The organism is Mucilaginibacter pallidiroseus, assembly GCF_007846085.1.
GTDB lineage: Bacteria > Bacteroidota > Bacteroidia > Sphingobacteriales > Sphingobacteriaceae > Mucilaginibacter > Mucilaginibacter pallidiroseus.
Genome location: NZ_VOEJ01000003.1, coordinates 124,304 through 140,424, shown reverse-complemented (window position 1 = coordinate 140,424; position 16,121 = coordinate 124,304). Strand labels below are relative to the sequence as shown.

19 protein-coding genes are annotated in these 16,121 nt (G+C 42.8%); 4 read left to right on the top strand and 15 right to left on the bottom strand.

Translation table 11 applies throughout. The annotated features are described in order from the left end of the window. Positions 1 to 120: 120 nt before the first annotated feature. Together FPZ43_RS07470 and FPZ43_RS07465 are read right to left on the bottom strand one after the other, a co-directional pair. The gene (locus tag FPZ43_RS07470; RefSeq protein ID WP_146381247.1) at positions 121 to 693 is read right to left on the bottom strand and encodes a DNA-3-methyladenine glycosylase I; all 573 of its coding nucleotides are present in this window, start codon (positions 691 to 693) and stop codon (positions 121 to 123) included. Positions 694 to 722: 29 nt separating this feature from the next. Continuing rightward, positions 723 to 1,079 (bottom strand): carboxymuconolactone decarboxylase family protein, encoded by a 357-nt coding sequence (locus FPZ43_RS07465; protein WP_146381246.1) that lies wholly within the window; start codon positions 1,077 to 1,079, stop codon positions 723 to 725. A 117-nt stretch (positions 1,080 to 1,196) separates the two neighbouring features. Between FPZ43_RS07465 and FPZ43_RS07460 the strand changes: the two genes are divergently transcribed. The 3 genes from FPZ43_RS07460 to FPZ43_RS07450 all read left to right on the top strand — a co-directional run bounded on the left by FPZ43_RS07460 (position 1,197) and on the right by FPZ43_RS07450 (position 2,421). Then, positions 1,197 to 1,589, top strand: coding sequence for a VOC family protein (locus tag FPZ43_RS07460; protein WP_146381245.1), 393 nt, complete (start codon positions 1,197 to 1,199; stop codon positions 1,587 to 1,589). Further along, a complete protein-coding gene (locus FPZ43_RS07455) occupies positions 1,576 to 1,941 on the top strand; it encodes a VOC family protein (protein ID WP_146381244.1) in 366 nt (121 codons plus the stop codon). Before FPZ43_RS07460 ends, FPZ43_RS07455 begins: the two co-directional genes overlap by 14 nt. A 108-nt stretch (positions 1,942 to 2,049) precedes the next feature. Next, on the top strand, positions 2,050 to 2,421 hold the full coding sequence (locus FPZ43_RS07450) for a hypothetical protein (RefSeq protein WP_146381243.1): 372 nt from the start codon (positions 2,050 to 2,052) through the stop codon (positions 2,419 to 2,421). Here FPZ43_RS07450 and FPZ43_RS07445 read toward each other — a convergent pair. From FPZ43_RS07445 to FPZ43_RS07400, 10 genes are all read right to left on the bottom strand, one after another. Next, positions 2,402 to 2,734: an MGMT family protein gene (locus tag FPZ43_RS07445; RefSeq protein WP_146381242.1), complete on the bottom strand. Its 333-nt coding sequence runs from the start codon at positions 2,732 to 2,734 to the stop codon at positions 2,402 to 2,404. The genes FPZ43_RS07450 and FPZ43_RS07445 overlap by 20 nt on opposite strands. Then, complete coding sequence (gene trmB / locus FPZ43_RS07440) at positions 2,735 to 3,388, bottom strand: tRNA (guanosine(46)-N7)-methyltransferase TrmB (protein WP_146381241.1); 654 nt, start codon at positions 3,386 to 3,388, stop codon at positions 2,735 to 2,737. Positions 3,389 to 3,538: 150 nt separating this feature from the next. Then, a complete protein-coding gene (locus tag FPZ43_RS07435; RefSeq protein ID WP_146381240.1) occupies positions 3,539 to 4,003 on the bottom strand; it encodes a hypothetical protein in 465 nt (154 codons plus the stop codon). Between the two features lie 5 nt (positions 4,004 to 4,008). Continuing rightward, complete coding sequence (locus FPZ43_RS07430) at positions 4,009 to 4,350, bottom strand: phage holin family protein (RefSeq protein WP_146381239.1); 342 nt, start codon at positions 4,348 to 4,350, stop codon at positions 4,009 to 4,011. A 38-nt stretch (positions 4,351 to 4,388) separates the two neighbouring features. Continuing rightward, on the bottom strand, positions 4,389 to 4,655 hold the full coding sequence (locus FPZ43_RS07425) for a YtxH domain-containing protein (protein WP_146381238.1): 267 nt from the start codon (positions 4,653 to 4,655) through the stop codon (positions 4,389 to 4,391). A 114-nt stretch (positions 4,656 to 4,769) separates the two neighbouring features. After that, complete coding sequence (locus FPZ43_RS07420) at positions 4,770 to 5,813, bottom strand: AI-2E family transporter (protein WP_146381237.1); 1,044 nt, start codon at positions 5,811 to 5,813, stop codon at positions 4,770 to 4,772. Positions 5,814 to 5,899: 86 nt separating this feature from the next. Further along, positions 5,900 to 6,100, bottom strand: coding sequence for a hypothetical protein (locus FPZ43_RS07415; protein ID WP_146381236.1), 201 nt, complete (start codon positions 6,098 to 6,100; stop codon positions 5,900 to 5,902). Continuing rightward, positions 6,101 to 7,522, bottom strand: a complete 1,422-nt coding sequence (locus FPZ43_RS07410) for a sigma-54-dependent transcriptional regulator (RefSeq protein ID WP_146381235.1) — start codon at positions 7,520 to 7,522, stop codon at positions 6,101 to 6,103. A 172-nt stretch (positions 7,523 to 7,694) separates the two neighbouring features. After that, positions 7,695 to 8,279, bottom strand: coding sequence for an outer membrane beta-barrel protein (locus FPZ43_RS07405; RefSeq protein ID WP_146381234.1), 585 nt, complete (start codon positions 8,277 to 8,279; stop codon positions 7,695 to 7,697). A 293-nt stretch (positions 8,280 to 8,572) separates the two neighbouring features. After that, positions 8,573 to 9,355, bottom strand: a complete 783-nt coding sequence (locus FPZ43_RS07400) for an enoyl-CoA hydratase/isomerase family protein (protein WP_146381233.1) — start codon at positions 9,353 to 9,355, stop codon at positions 8,573 to 8,575. Positions 9,356 to 9,526: 171 nt separating this feature from the next. On the opposite strand from FPZ43_RS07400, the gene FPZ43_RS07395 reads away from it, so the two are divergent. Then, positions 9,527 to 11,185 carry a glutamine--tRNA ligase/YqeY domain fusion protein gene (locus tag FPZ43_RS07395; protein ID WP_186461778.1) on the top strand — a complete coding sequence of 553 codons (1,659 nt, stop codon included), beginning with the start codon at positions 9,527 to 9,529 and terminating at the stop codon, positions 11,183 to 11,185. Positions 11,186 to 11,329: 144 nt separating this feature from the next. Here FPZ43_RS07395 and FPZ43_RS07390 read toward each other — a convergent pair whose 3' ends face one another. From FPZ43_RS07390 to FPZ43_RS07380, 3 genes are all read right to left on the bottom strand, one after another. Further along, positions 11,330 to 12,160 (bottom strand): N-acetylmuramoyl-L-alanine amidase, encoded by an 831-nt coding sequence (locus FPZ43_RS07390; RefSeq protein WP_146381232.1) that lies wholly within the window; start codon positions 12,158 to 12,160, stop codon positions 11,330 to 11,332. A 153-nt stretch (positions 12,161 to 12,313) separates the two neighbouring features. Beyond that, on the bottom strand, positions 12,314 to 13,486 hold the full coding sequence (locus FPZ43_RS07385; protein ID WP_146381231.1) for a PepSY-associated TM helix domain-containing protein: 1,173 nt from the start codon (positions 13,484 to 13,486) through the stop codon (positions 12,314 to 12,316). A gap of 5 nt (positions 13,487 to 13,491) precedes the next feature. Further along, positions 13,492 to 15,954 carry a TonB-dependent receptor gene (locus FPZ43_RS07380; RefSeq protein WP_146381230.1) on the bottom strand — a complete coding sequence of 821 codons (2,463 nt, stop codon included), beginning with the start codon at positions 15,952 to 15,954 and terminating at the stop codon, positions 13,492 to 13,494. Positions 15,955 to 16,121: the final 167 nt, after the last annotated feature.

Genomic DNA, 16,121 nt, shown 5'->3' with positions numbered 1-16,121 from the left:
ACACCGATAAGACTTGTACAGTTAACTATCTACCCGCTTTTTCAAAAATACAATTTATGTTGATGCGTAAAGTATCAATTGGATATCGTCGCAATCATTTCAGCAATCAGCGTGATCAATTCATCTAAAATCGCAATCCGGAACATGGTCGTTAACCATGCCTGTGGCCTGCATAAAGGCATAGCAAATGGTAGTGCCAAAAAACTTAAAGCCGCGCTTTTTCATGTCCTTGCTTATGGCGTCAGATTCGGGCGTGCTTACATGCGGGCCTGTATACTCGGTTATGGGCTCACCGTTGGGCATAAAGGTGTATAGGTAATTGTTGAATGAGCCAAATTCCTGCTGCACATCAATAAATAGCTGTGCGTTTTTTATTGCCGAGTTGATCTTTAGCTTATTACGAATTATACCCTCATCATTCTTCAGGCGCTCAACATCATTTTCATCAAAGTCGGCCACCTTTTTAACATCAAACCCTGCAAAAGCCTTGCTGTAATTTTCCCTGCGGCGCAGTATGGTAATCCAGCTTAAACCTGCCTGTGCTGCCTCAAGCGTTAAAAACTCAAAAAATACTTTGTCATCGTGTGTTACCTTCCCCCATTCTTTATCGTGGTATTCCATGTAAAGCGGGTCGGTTCCGCACCAGGAGCAACGTTGCTTTTCAGCATTAGGGTTTGATTTTGCAGTTGGCATATTTTTAAATTTAATTTACTGTCATTTAGCTACTGTGCGCTGCTAAGCTCATTCAGTTCGTCCCAATACTCAACCGCCCTACGGTAGTGTGGTATAACTATAGAGCCACCAACAAGGTTGGCTATCATAAATACTTCGTTCATCTCATCGTGCTTAACCCCGGCTTCGTGGCATTTACCCAGATGATACTTAATGCAATCATCACAACGCAGCACCATTGATGCAACTAGCCCAAGCATCTCTTTTGTTTTTACATCCAGTGCACCATCGGCGTAGGTAGTGGTATCCAGTGAAAAAAAGCGTTTAATATTGGTATTTGCGGTTTCCATTATCCTGTCGTTCATCCTGGTACGATAGGCTTCAAAATCATTTATTAATTGTCCCATAAGTATTTGCTTTGTACTACCACAAAACTACCAGTAATCGCCGTAAATTTTTATGAAGGTTAAAATATCGGCGTAACGATTTAACTATATATTTGGAAAACAATAACAACCCTAATTATGCAAAGCCTATCGCCCAATATATTTGTAAACGACGTAAATGCTACTATAGATTTTTATAAGATACTTGGCTTTGAAACCCAAATGACAGTGCCTGACGATGGTAGCGGCCCTCTTGTATGGGCAATGCTTAACAATGGCGGCGTATCCATAATGCTGCAAAGCATGGAAAGCCTTGGCGACGACCTGCCGCAAATTAGCCGTACCAGCGGTGGCTCCTTATTGCTTTATATCAGTGTAGATGATATAAACAGCTTGTTTGAGCAGGTGAAAGATAAGGTAACCATTTTGAAGGGTTTGGAGACTACTTTTTACGGGGCTACCGAGTTTACCATATTAGACAATAATAACTACGTGCTTACATTTGCCCAGCATAGCCATGATCAGGCCTAAGCGGGTAGATCATTTTCATATATGTGTACCTGCCGAGAAGCTTGAGGAAGCGTTGGCATTTTATACTGAAATATTAGGCTTTAACGTTGCCGAGCGCCCCAACCATCTGTTTGGTCACCCCGGCCATTGGTTAACTGCTGGCGAAATAGAACTGCACTTGGGCGTGGAAGATCCGCTGCCAGTCACCATCAGGCATACAGCTTTGGTGGTAGACTATGTTGATGAGGCTTTCAACATACTTAGCAACACTGGTGGCGTAACAATTATTGATGAAGTACCCATACCCGGCCGCAAACGTTTTGCTTTTTTAGACCCATTCGGCAATCGGATGGAGCTGTTGCAATACGACTAAACCACCTGTAGTTGTAAGGTTATGTACACTCTGTCAAACCTAAAGCTTTGCTTAATACTTTATTAGTGTGTACGGCTGAATTTGCCGCATCGACGTAACTGTTATTAAATGAAACTGATAGGCCCAAAACTCCACGGCATTATTGATTATATTATGATAGTGTTTTTGTTTGCCGCACCTACGCTATACACAATGCCAACACACTCCATGCCCTTGGTATATAGTATTGCAACAGCGTTTTTGTTGCTCACCGTATTAACAAATTACAGCTTTGGCGTATTTAAGAGCATACCGCTTAGAGTGCATGGCATCATTGAGCTGGTTTTAAGCATAGTGCTCATTATTTTGGCGTTTACGTTTTTTAAATACGACGATCGTGCAAGGCCATTCTATTTAAGCTTTGGCGTGTTTCTGTTTATCATCGCCATCTTTAGCGACTACAGCCGTAAGCGCGATGTTCTTAAAGCGCCAATTCTATAGCGGGATCCCAAAAAACATCCTTAAAGTTTTGGATTTGGTTGTCTTTTACCGCTATGCCTTCCGATGCAAGGAGTTGCTCCATTGTATTGCCGCCAAAGTGAAATTTGCCCGTTAACAAGCCCTGGCGATTAACTACCCTATGAGCAGGCACAGGTGGCTGAGCATTCCCACAAGCCATCATGGCATAACCCACAACCCTTGATGATTGCTTGCTGCCCAGGTAGGCAGCAATAGCGCCGTATGACGTTGCCCTGCCCGGTGGTATTTGCCGCACAACATCGTACACATCATCATAAAAGTTGCGTTCGGCCATTTAGTGTTTAAAGGAGAATTTAAGGTAATTGATGTTTTTGTTGTGCTGAAGATATTTTTTCTCGTAGTATGTTTTAATTGATAACACATCATCAGCAAACTCCGACTTGTAAAGGTCTTCGGTTTTAATATGCAGATTAAAGCCCTGTTCTTCAATTTTCTCGAAGGTATACGCATGCAGGCCATCGTTATCGGTTTTTAAGTTAACAGCACCGCCCGGTTTCAAGATCAACCGGTATTGCTCGGTAAATCTTGGTGATGTGAGGCGCTTTTTCTCACGGCTAAGTTGCGGCTGAGGGTCGGGGAAGGTGATCCATATTTCATCAATTTCGCCAGGGGCAAAATAGTCCCGCAGGTTTTCTATCTGCATGCGCAAAAAAGCAACATTGGGCACGTTCTCTTCAATAGCTGTTTTGGCACCCCGCCAAATACGGTTGCCCTTGTAATCAATCCCAATAAAGTTTTTATCGGGAAACATGCGTGCAAGGTTAACGGTGTATTCGCCTTTGCCGCAAGCAAGCTCAAGCACTACCGGATTGTTATTTTTAAAAAAGCCTGTTGCCCATTGGCCCTGGTAAGGCTTACCTGCGTCAAGCTGTAAAACGTTGTCAAATGTTTCTATCTCGGCAAACCGCCTAAGTTTATCTTTTCCCACTATAACTTATATAAAATGCAAAAATAAAATAAATTTTAGATGATAGGCCGACTGTTGCTGAGCGTTATAAAAAGCGAAAGGGATATACCTCACATGAGGTTATCCCTTTCCGGGCGTTGTTTCACAACAATACCCAATTTGTTTATAGTTTTACAAGCCCAATGGCTCGCCAGGCACTGCAACCGGTGCTGCCAATGGTACAGGCACTACTACTGCAATTTTTTCTTCCTTCTTTTTAGTAAGCTTTCCAAATACAGATTTAACTTTATCCCAAACACCGCCTACAGATTCCTCGCTGATGTAGCCGGATGCTTTTTGCGACAGGATACCTACAATGGTTTTCACAATAAAGTTTGAGTTTCGGAACAAAGTTTTGTTAAGCGTTAGTGGCAGCACAAACCTTGAAAGCATACCCAGGAAATCCTGTTTAAAGAAACCCGCATTCCTGATGCCGTCAACAGTAGGTGAAGGTGGGAATATGGACATAACCGTAGCCATAATAGCTGATGGCCCTGCAAAGCGTGCTTTTAAAGCAATACCTTGCTCAGCAGTCAGGTTTTTAAGGCGGCCTATTTCAACTTTCAGATCGTGTATGTTTTTGATTGATGGTTCCATTTATCTTATTTAAATAACTTTCTGACAAGTACGTTTACAATAGGCCTTTCAAAAGTGTTTTTGGCAAAAATTACTACCAATGCTATAAGCAGATAGAAGGCAGCAATGCAGCCAAAGCCTTTCCAGTTGGCGCCTAAAACATCGCCCAGGTACAATGCCAGGGTGAAGCTGGCAAATAAAAAGGTAAGTATTAAGCTCAGTATAATAACAATATCTGTAACAATACCGGCTATTATTGAAGTACTGCGATCAATCACTTCGAGCTTTACCAGCTTAAAGCGTGTTTCGGCATACTCCGTTATTTGCTCGATTATAGGGCGAGCGCTTTCTTTTTTTTCTTGTTCCATAGTTGATGTTTGTTGCCTATACCGGCAACTGTTTTTTTTTAGGCGTGTTCCAGATCGTCCTGGTACTCTTCTTCGGCACCACGTACTTTTGTTTTTATATTTTCAACAACCTTGTCTTTTAAGCCAACCAGGTTGTCAATTTCATTGGCAGCAGTTTCCTTAATGGTGTCGCTAAGTTTTTTTAATGAATCAGAAAGTTTGTCGCGGGTTTCAGTTCCGCTATCAGGTGCAAATAATATGCCCAATGCTGCGCCTGCCGCTACGCCTGCAAGCAATGCTACAATCACTTTTGTGTTATCTTTCATATTATATTAATTTTTAAGTTGAATATTTGTTTTTATAATTATTAAATAACATTTACATCAGCTGTTTACAACTTAATTTAAAAGTTTTACAGCGTTGGTTTAAAAACGGCATCCCTACATATCTGGCCCGGTGCGTATACGCTCCAGCCTGTCGGCAGCCATGCGGTTGGTTTCGTAAATCTCCAGCAATAATAAGAAATACGATAATAAAACCGGGCCAAACACCAGTCCCAATATACCAAAAAGGGGTAGGCCAATAAACACACCTATAACTGAAATAATAGGGTGGGTATTGCCTATGCGGCGGTTGATAACCATCCTTAACACGTTATCTACATTGCCTATAAACAAAATGCCGTATAGTAACAGCACAACACCCTGCCATTTTTGCCCGTTAGCAAATATGATAATGCTGGCAGGAATACATAGCGTAGGCGCACCAACAACCGGTAAAAATGAAATAAAAGCACCTATAACGCCCCAAAAGATAGGATCGGGAATGCCAAATATCCAAAAACCGTTGGCTAACAACGCGCCTTGTGTAATGGCTATCACACCCTGTCCTAATACATTGGAGTAGGTGGAATTGCGCAGTTCCGTAGCGAATTTATAGGCATGCTGCTCCCTAAATGGGGCATATTTTAGCAGGCCGGTTTCAAACTCGCGCATCTGCACAAACATGAAGTAAAGCAGGAAGTACATTACCAGCAGGGTGAGTATGATGTTGGCAGCGCTGCTTATAATTGAAGGGAACAAGTCGGTAGCGTAGGTGCCCAGCTTTGCGATGGTATCTTCGGCCAGGTGTGGTTGGTTTAAATTTGAGCCGGCAAAGGTGTCAATTTTGTTGAGCCATTCGTCAATAGGGAGGCTTTGCCTGTTGATGCCGGCTATCTTGGTGATTACCATGATGCTGAGCAGCAAAAACGGAATTACAATTACAATAAGTGATACTGAAATTATGATTACTGCAGCCAGGGCGGCGTTAAGACCTTTCTTCTCAACCATCCAAACAAAAAACGGCCTGAAGATGGTAAACAATACTATAGCGCCTAATATGGAACTAAACAATTCACTTAGCGCATAAAGTAGGAAACAACCAAGCACAATGATGCTTACCAGTACTATGTTGTTGCGCTGCTTATAATTAAAAATTGACATTGGCCGTGAAAAGGTTACCCTGTTGCATACAAACAAAAAAAGCGCTTAAAGGTTTAGCGCTTACGTTTGTTTATGCATAAATTATGCTATTCAAGCTTGTCCAGAAGTTCCTGGATCTTTTGTGCCGATTCGGTAAGGTTTTGCAGGTAAAATACGATGTCGCCGCCGTTGTTGCGGGTTTCATATTTTACACCCTCCAAAGACATCATGATATTTGAAAGCTGGTTACGCAGGTCATGCTTAAAAAGGCTAAGCTGTTTTGCATCTGTTAAGTCAACGCTGCTCATCTATTTTAAATTAATAGCTTTCATTTTATTGTAAAGCGTTTTGCGGTCAATATTAAGTATCTCGGCTGCTTTGGTTTTGTTAAAGTTAACTTCGCGAAGTACACGCAAAATAGTCTCATGCTCGGCACCAAGTGCGGCGTTCTTCAGGTCGTGCTTAGGCCCTTCCTTAACTTCGTTTGCCGATGAGGCTATCGCTGAAGAAGGCTCAAAAGCTGCTAGTTTAAAGTTTGAGATTTCTAAAGGAAGTGCCTTCATGCTTATCTCGCTGCCCTCGCTTAACAATGTTGCCCTGCGGACTACGTTCTTCAACTCCCGTATGTTACCCTGCCAGCGATAATTCATAAAACATTCAACTACTTCGGGCGAGAATGATGTGACGTTACGGTCGAGCTCCTGGTTGGCTATTTTTAAGAAATGCTCGGCCAGCATCATAATATCATTTCCGCGCTCACGCAATGGCGGCATGTATATGCTAAACTCGTTAAAGCGGTGGTACAAATCCTCACGGAAACGGCCCTTGCTTATACCATCCTGCAAGTTCTCATTAGTAGCTATAATAATGCGCACATCCAGGTCAATTTCTTTGGTGCTGCCTATACGTTTTACTTTGCGCTCCTGTACGGTGCGCAATAAAGCGGCTTGTATCTCATATGATAAATTACCTACCTCATCAAGAAATAGCGTACCACCATTCGCCATTTCGAAATGGCCAATTTTGGTGCTGAAAGCGCCTGTAAATGAGCCTTTTTCGTGGCCAAAAAATTCGCTTGCAGCCAGCTCCTTGGTTAATGATCCGCAGTCCATTGCAATAAACGGCTGATTGGCTCTTGGGCTGTTTAGGTGTATGCTCTTGGCAACCGACTCTTTACCGGTTCCGCTTTCGCCCAATATAATTACGCTATAATTGGTTGGTGATACAAGTTCAATCTGCCTCAACAATTCTTTAGATGCACGGCTGGTACCTGCAACAAACTCGGCGCTTAATACTTGTTTCTTATTTTCTTTCTGCGGCTTTTCATCGGCGGCAAGGTCAATACTGGCGGCTTGCTCCTGCAAGGCATATTGGGTTTCAATGGCCTTGTTTATGGTGTTTAATATTTCATCGGGGTAAAGGGGCTTGGTTATATAGTCATAAGCGCCCATTTTAATCAGCTCAACGGCCATTTTTATATCCGAGTAGCCGGTAATGATAATAACACCTGTAGTAGGATAAAGGGCTTTAATGTTCCGCAGCATCTCGCGGCCATCAGTATCTTCCAACCTAAAGTCGCAAAGCACCAGGCTATAGGTATTAGCCTTTAAGTACTCAAGCCCGCTGGCTCCGTTTGTAGCAGTATCAACCTCATAGCCATTGCGTGTCAAAAACTTCGACAGCAAAAGCCCAACATTAACTTCGTCATCAATGATGAGAATTTTTTTCATAGCGCACAAACTGTATAACGGTAGTGTATTTTGGGATGTAAGGTACAAATATTTGCACAAAATAAAACCAATTTAGTAACGCCAGCTTGTTCATCTTTCAACGCATAAAAAAAGGAGGCACATGCCTCCTTTTTCGATTTTCAAATTGTTGTGAGATGCAGGGTAGTAGTTTTTAGAAACCGTAAGCAACGCGTACACCTACAAAGTTTACTTTACTGGCGTTAAATGCACTGCTGTATTTGGTAGTACCTTCATAACGTACACCGGCATCAATAAAATTGCCGCTTGCGCTTACCGGGAACTGTACACCAATTTGCGGTGCGTAAACAAACGCTACTGATTTATCATTAAAGAAATCAGATTTGTTTAACAAGAAAGCAGCACCGGCTTCACCCTGTACATAAAAATTAGATACCGGGAAAAATTTTAAACCTGCTTTAACAGGAATTAACTGAACATTTGGTACTTCAACTTTACCGCCGGCAACATTTAAAGTTTCGCCAAATACGTTGTTGTAGCCAGCGTTAACAGTAACAAATAATTGGTTAGCAACGGGGATGTCGGCTTGTAATGATCCACCGAGGTTCCACTTGTATGCATTGTTAAAGTTACCTGTAGGTACGCCTGCTTCAACACCAATGCTGTAACGGATACCGCCATTGGTAGTTGTAGATGTACTTGACGTTGATTGTGCTTTTGCTGCAACTGATAAACCTGCAAAGGCTAATACTAAAGCTGCGATTTTTAATGTTTTCATGATTAAATGATATTATAAAAAATGTGTTTTGTTTAACACGTCGCAAAGTAAAGCACCAAATCACATTCAATTTTTCATCGAATTGTAAGGTTTATTTAATCGATTGATTGACTGTATTTTATTTTTTGACTATATCAGTACTATAGTCAGGATTGTGTAATAATCATTGAGAAAAGATTTTTTAAAGTCACATTATAAGGTCTTACTCCATTGACTGCCTGTTCAGCGAGCTTGAGTTTCTCACAAATGATTGTAAAAAACATAGCTAACTAATAGGTTGTCCTGAACAAGCACTATTTTCCTTTAAATTGTGGTTTACGCTTTTGTATAAATGCAGCCACACCCTCGCCAAAATCTTCGGTACCAAAACAGGCGGCAAAAGCTTCAATCTCGGTTTCAAAGCCGTTTTGCCCACTGTCACCCGTTGCATTAACACATTTTATTGCTGCGGCTATAGCCAATGGCGCACGCGTAAGGATACGCTCTAAAAGTGCTTCTGTTTCCGGCATTAATTCATCCGGTTCGGCTATACTGTTTACCAGGCCAATTTCAAGAGCCTGTCCGGCGGTTATCATATCAGCTGTCATAATCAACTCGAGTGCTTTGCCGCGGCCAACTAATTGGGTTAACCGTTGGGTGCCTCCATAGCCAGGTATTAGGCCAAGTGTAACCTCGAGCAGGCCCAGTTTTGCATTAAAAGCTGCAGTGCGTAAATGGCATGCCATGGCCAGTTCTAAGCCGCCACCCAAAGCAAAGCCATTTATGGCTGCTATAACGGGTTTAGTGCTGTTTACAATAAAATTAAAAACATTGTGCTGTGCGTTGCGTGCCATTTGGCGGCCACCATCAATATCTATTTTTTCAAATTCGGCAATGTCTGCACCGGCGGCAAAGGCCTTTTTCCCGGCGCCTGTAATAATAATGCCGCCTACACTTTCATCTTCAAAAGCTGCTGCAAATGCATCATGTAGTTCGGCAAGGGTAAATTGGTTAAGCGCGTTAAGTTTGCTTTCGCGGTTAATGATTATATAGCGTATGCGACCCTTGTTCTGGATCAGGATGTTTTCAAATTGCATAGGTAAATATGTTTGTTATGTAAATGTATGGATTTTGGCATAACCATATGTCATAGCCAGGTACAAAGCAATTGCCGGCGTCAATACGTAGTATTAAGAACATCAATAGCCGATTCTTACCTTGCTCATCTAAACCATCACACAATAAATTTTGCTATTTTTGCCACAATCATGAGCGAAGAAAGATCATTAAACTTTATAGAAGAAATAGTTGAAGAGGATTTAGCCTCGGGTAAAAATAACGGTAGGGTATTAACCCGTTTCCCGCCCGAGCCAAACGGTTACCTGCACATAGGCCATGCAAAATCTATCTGCCTTAACTTTGGTTTGGCAAAAAAGTATAACGGCCAAACCAACCTGCGCTTTGATGATACCAACCCAGTAAAGGAAGATGTTGAATATGTTGACAGCATAAAGGAAGATGTAAAATGGCTGGGTTTTGAATGGGCGCAGGAACTTTATGCTTCCGACTATTTTGATAAACTTTACGACTTTGCCGTTGCCCTGATAAGCAAAGGCCTGGCCTATGTTGATGATAGCACTGCCGAAGAAATCGCGGCACAAAAAGGTACACCTACAGAGCCGGGGACACCTAACCAGTATCGCAGCCGATCTGTTGAAGAAAACCTGCAGCTTTTTGCGGATATGAAAGCCGGGAAGTATCCGGATGGTGCCAAAGTTTTACGAGCCAAGCTTGACCTTGCCGCGCCAAACATGCACTTGCGCGATCCGTTGATGTATCGCATAAAGCATGCGCACCACCACCGCACCGGCGATGCGTGGTGCATTTACCCGATGTATGATTTTGCCCATGGCCAAAGTGATGCTATCGAGCAAATTACCCATTCGATATGTACTTTGGAGTTTGTACCGCACCGCCCTTTATACGAATGGTTTATTGAGCAGCTTGAAGTTTTCCCGAGCAAGCAATACGAATTTGCCCGTTTAAATATGAATTATACGGTAATGAGCAAGCGTAAATTGCTGCAACTTGTTACCGATGGTTTTGTTGACGGATGGGACGACCCACGCATGCCAACCATTAGCGGCTTGCGCCGTCGTGGTTACACACCAGCCAGCATCCGTGAGTTTTGTGAACGTATCGGCGTAGCCAAACGCGAGAATATGATTGACGTTGGTTTACTTGAGTTTTGCATCCGCGAGGATTTGAACAAAACGGCATGGCGACGTATGGCGGTGCTTGATCCTGTTAAATTGATCATCGACAATTATCCGGAAGGGCAAACCGATGTATTCAGCGGGGAGAACAATCCTGAAGCTGAAGACGGTGATGGTAGCCGCGAGTTCCCGTTTGGTCGCGAACTTTGGATAGAGCGCGACGACTTTATGGAAAACCCTACCAAGAAATACTTCCGTCTTGGTATAGGCTTAATGGTGCGCTTAAAAAATGCTTATATCATTAAAGGAGAAAGTATTGTTAAGGACGAAGAAGGTAATATTACCGAAATCCACGCCACTTATATCCCGGAGTCAAAATCCGGTAATGATACCAGCGGTATCAACGTTAAAGGTACCATTCACTGGGTTAGCGTTGAACATGCTAAAACAGCAGAGGTGCGTTTATACGACCGACTTTTCCAGGTAGAGGACCCAAGCAACGAGGACGGCGATTTTAAAGATTACATTAATCCGAACAGCTTACAGGCGCTATCGAATGTGTTTATCGAGCCTGATCTGGCCAATGCAACGCCGTGCAAGCCCGTGCAATTTATGCGTAAAGGTTACTTTGTATTAGATAAAAACTCAACCCCTGATAAGTTGGTGTTCAACAGAACGGTGACTTTGAAAGATGGGTGGGTAAAGAAATAGTTTGCAGTTATTAGTAAGCTGTTAGCAGTAATCAGAATTATTGCTAACGGCTTTTGTTTTCGAAATTTAACCAAGCCATTTATCGTAAATGCCTTATAACAAATTTTCAACTGATAACTATTAACTGCACCCTGCAGACAAGGCTTAATACTTCCTGTAAACATTAAACAACACATCCAAGTCACAAGGTGTTAAAACCGGGCTGTCTTCAATTTGCACAAAGTGGCGTTTAAAGGCAGATATTGCGGCAGGCAGGTTAGATACATCATATCCTATAAGCTTAAGGGCAATCTCAGCATTGAAATCGGCAGGAGCCACTTCGGTAATTACCGGGTCCTGCCAAAATCCAAAGCCTTTTTCGGCAAGGCGTTTCCATGGGAACAAAATGCCAGGATCAGGCTTACGGCCCGGGGCTATATCACCGTGACCGATAAAGTTAGCCTGTGGTATGTTATAGGTTCTTTTTAAATAAGCAAGCAGGGTTATCAGGCTTTTGGTTTGCGCTTCGGTAAAAGGCACATTACCTTTATTATCCAGTTCAATACCTATCGAGCTGCTGTTCATATCTGTTACATTACCCCACTTGCTTACACCGGCGTGCCAGGCGCGCATATAATCGTTAAGCATGTGGTAAATCTTGCCATTGCCACTTATTACATAATGTGCACTAACCTGTGGCTTCACCAGGCTAAACGTGCGGATGGTTTGCGCTACAGAGTCTTGCGCGGTGTAATGTATAATTACATAGTTGGGTTTACGCAGGTTAAAGTTTACGGTACCCACCCATTCGGCCGGGATGGCAACGCCTGCGCTATCCGTTAGGCTTGTAGCAGTTTGTTGCTCAATAACGGCCACTAGGCTATCGGTGCGGGTAGTGTAAAAATCTTTGGTGACCTGGCTCGGCTTCAATTTTTTAGAACAAGCCGAAAATATAATTACGGCCAGGATAGTAAGTAACAGATTGATTTTTTTCATGCAGTACAAGGGTGTCTTGGAAGGGGCTAAGGTAATAAATCAAACCGTTAACATATGGAAGGTAAAACAGTTGGCGCATAACCGAAAGCTCTAAATAAAAAACCCGCCGGTAAAAACGGCGGGTTTAAAAATCAATAGATTATGATAGTATGGTTATTTAATTATTGCCAGTTCGCGTTTGTGCGTTCTGCGATGCACTACGTTACGTACTGCCTTGGGCTTTTTCTTGCGTTTACCCAACCAAATTATAAAGCCGGTAACAGGTAAGGATGCACAGATCAGGCTGGCCAAAAAGGCAATGATCTTCCCGGTTAAACCCAATATCTGGCCAACGTGTATATCGTAATTCATCTCGGTGAGCTTTAGGCCCGGGCTCTTCTTCTCGTAGATGTATGATTTTAGCAGCTTACCATTGTATTTATCAAACTCAAAACCCGTTGCACGTGCATAATGCATCGATTTGGGGTACGCACCCACACCAATAGCGCCCGACAAAGCCGGATCATTGTGTATTAAAAACATTTGTGCCTGCGGCCTTTGTTGGCGTGCATAAGCAAATGCCATATCTACTACCGGTTGTGTAGCAACCCCTGTCCGCTTTAATGAATCGGATTTTGGTTCCGAAACTTCCTGTTTGTAAGTGATGTTTCTGCCAACGTTGGCTGTATTGTAGATTGCCCTGCTCACCGGCTCAAAAGCGATAGCCAGACCGCTTATTGATAGGACGATGGCTACAGCAGTAGCGTAAAATCCAAGCACGTTATGCAGGTCATAATTAACCCTGCGCCAGCGGCCACCCCATTTAATAGTAAAGCTGCGCTTGCGGTCGCTTTTGCGTTTGGGCCACCAAAGTATTAACCCGGTTATCATGATAACCATAAAAATAATCACCGAAACGCCAACTATCCACTTGCCAATTGCAGGCGGTAATAACAGGTACAGGTGTATATACTCAACTATAATAAAAAAGTTGGTTTGAGGCTTTTCATGATGCGTGATTTTACCGGTATAAGGGTTTAGGAACACATAGTGATAACCATCTTTACCCTGGTTGGCCAATACCCCGGCCGGGCGCTCGGCGCCATAATAGTATATATAATCCGGGCTGACTGTTGGGAAGTTCTTTTTTACCTCGGCAATCAATTGCGACGGTTGCACGTAAGGCTTACCCGTATTTTGCACCGTACGGTAGCTGTACATGGCATCCTGAATTTCATCCTGAAAGCAAAACAGACAACCTGTAATACTCACTATAAACACCACAAGCCCGGAAATGAATCCGAGCCAGCGGTGGCAAAAAAGTGTTACTTTTTTGAATGGGGTCATATAAACTATTTTATTTTATACGATGCGCTCAATACAAACTGGCGTAAACGCTGCGGGTTTATGGTGGTGTAACCGGTGTAGTATTCCTTATTAGTCAGGTTGTTTACTGCCAGGCCAAAGCGGTATTGCGCCCTGTCATAAAACAAGTTGGCGTTTAGTACAGTGTATTTGGGCAATTCAAAAGTTCCCTGGCTTACGCTGTTGATAATTTTATTCGCACTAACGTAGTTACCGCCAAAGCCAATGCCTAAACCCCTAAGCGATGTTTCGGGCAGGCGGTAGCTAGCATAAAAGTTAGCCATGTATGGTGAGCCTGCTGTGTTAGGGCGAAGGCCTTGTACGTCTGCGTCAGCTTTGGTCAGCTTCGAATCGTTATAGGCAAAACCGGCAATGATGTTAACAGAAGCAATTGGATTGGCAATGATCTCGGCCTCGAAGCCTTTGCTAAGCTGCGTGCCATCCTGTACCTGGTAAAACTGTGAGTTTGGGCCGGTAAATGACCTTAACACATTGGTTAAGTTAATTCGGTAGTAGCTTACAGTACCGTTCAGCTTTCCGTTGAACAAAGCCATTTTAACACCACCCTCAATTTGGTTAGCATTCTGGATTTTCGGAGTAGTGATCTGGCCATTCTCGTTGGTGAAAGGAGCAGGGTTTTGGAAGCCGTTTTGGTAGTTGGCAAATAATGATAAAGCTTCTTTGATTGGCTGATAGATTAAACCGAATTTCGGAGAAAAAGCAGTTTGAGCATATGGCGCAGACGTTTGCGTGCCTGTAACGCTGTAGTTGCCTTTGTTCTCGTAACGGTCAACACGTAAACCCGCAGATGCAATTAATCTGTCGGTAATGTTTACCACATCAGATGCATAAGCGCTGTAGGTATTTGTTTTGTAGATGTAAGGATATGCAGTTGCAGGGTCATAAACATTAGCATCGGTTAGCCTTTTGTTGAACGATCCATAATCGTAGTTAGGGCTGTTTATTGGGGCTATGCCGTATGATCCGCCGTAAAATATCTGATTCGAGTTTTGGCGTTGGAAATCTAAGCCAAAAACGAAGCGGTGGCGTGTTGTACCAATGTTAAAATCGCCGTTAATATTTTCCTGTATCTCGATAGCGTTTAGCTTGCTACGGTAAGTAGACTGGTCGTTAAGATAAACATAGTTGGCTTCGCCAGGCAAATTAGGTGTACCGGGTGCAATCGTAGCAGCTGTTGCATCAGTAATCAGGTAAAAATAAGGGCTTGGGCCGTTAGAGTAGCTGTTTGATGATGAGAATATGGTGGACGAAGTAAACTTGTCGTTGAACTTGTAATTCATGGTACCAAAGTAATTCATGCTACGGCTGAATGACTGGATATCATCATTTACGTAAGCATTTTTGTACATGATGTTCAGGTCGCTAACCTTGTGCGCACCCAATGCATTTGGCGAATCGTAAAAGAAGAAGAAAGGCTTAGCAGCATTTTTGCCGAAGAACATTTCACTTTCTAACAGGAAAGATAATTTGTCGTTGGCTTTGATGGCCAGGCTTGGCGCAACTGCCAGCGTTCGGCTGTTGCCATAGTTTTGGAAGCTGCCTTCGTAGTTGTATGCCGAGTTTAAACGGAACGATACTGCCGAACTAAGCGGCGTATTTAAATCGATACTCGTGCGGTTAAGGTCATAGCTGCCTACAGTGTGGCCAATTTCCAAACCAAAAACATCGTAAGGTTTTTTAGTAACACGATTTACCAAACCGCCAAAAGAAGTTAGCGTGCTGCCGAATAGCGTGGCCGAAGGGCCCTTAATCACTTCAATTTTTTCGATGTTTGCTGCATCAATACCGCTGGTAACCAAACCGGCAACACCATTACGCAGGCGCGTTTGTGTAACAAATCCGCGTAAAGTGAAATAACCGCCGCCATCACCTGCGCGGCCGGTAGCATCCCACATTTTTTGGATGCCGGGTGCATTTCTCAGCGCATCTTCTACATTAAAGATATTTTGTTCTTTTAAAAGTTCGTTGGTAACAACCGTATAGCTTTGTGCATTCTCAAGATTATTCAAAGGTATCTTAGCCACATCCACACTCACCTTACGGGTAAAACGGTTACCGCGGTTGGCTATAACATTTACTTCGCTAAGTTGCGAAAGGCTGGCGTTTACCGTAATCTTCGGAACTACAGTATTATTACCTGCGGTTATTGTAACCGGGATTTCAACAGTTTGCACACCTATGTATGAGATGATGATTTTATATGAGCCGGCAGGTGCGCGGAACGAAAACTCGCCATTATCATTTGTAGTGGTGCCGTATTGCGTACCTAATAAACCAATAGAAACACTGCTTGCAGGCAGGTTGCTAGCTGTTACTACGCGGCCGCTTACGGTACCGCGTGTTTGCGCAAATGCACTATTATTTAACGTTGCCAAAAGCACTGTTAAGATTATAAATAGTTTAAAGTGAAGGGGTCGAAGTATATTCATGCTTATTAAGACTTATTATAAATAATGTGGCAAATGTATACTTATAATTGGCATCATCAAAATAATTTAGACTTATTATAAATAATATGCGCCATTTTTCATAAGGGCATTTGTAGGTTTTGAAAATCTATTTGTGAGAGCAGCTATATAAACTGTATTATTGTGTA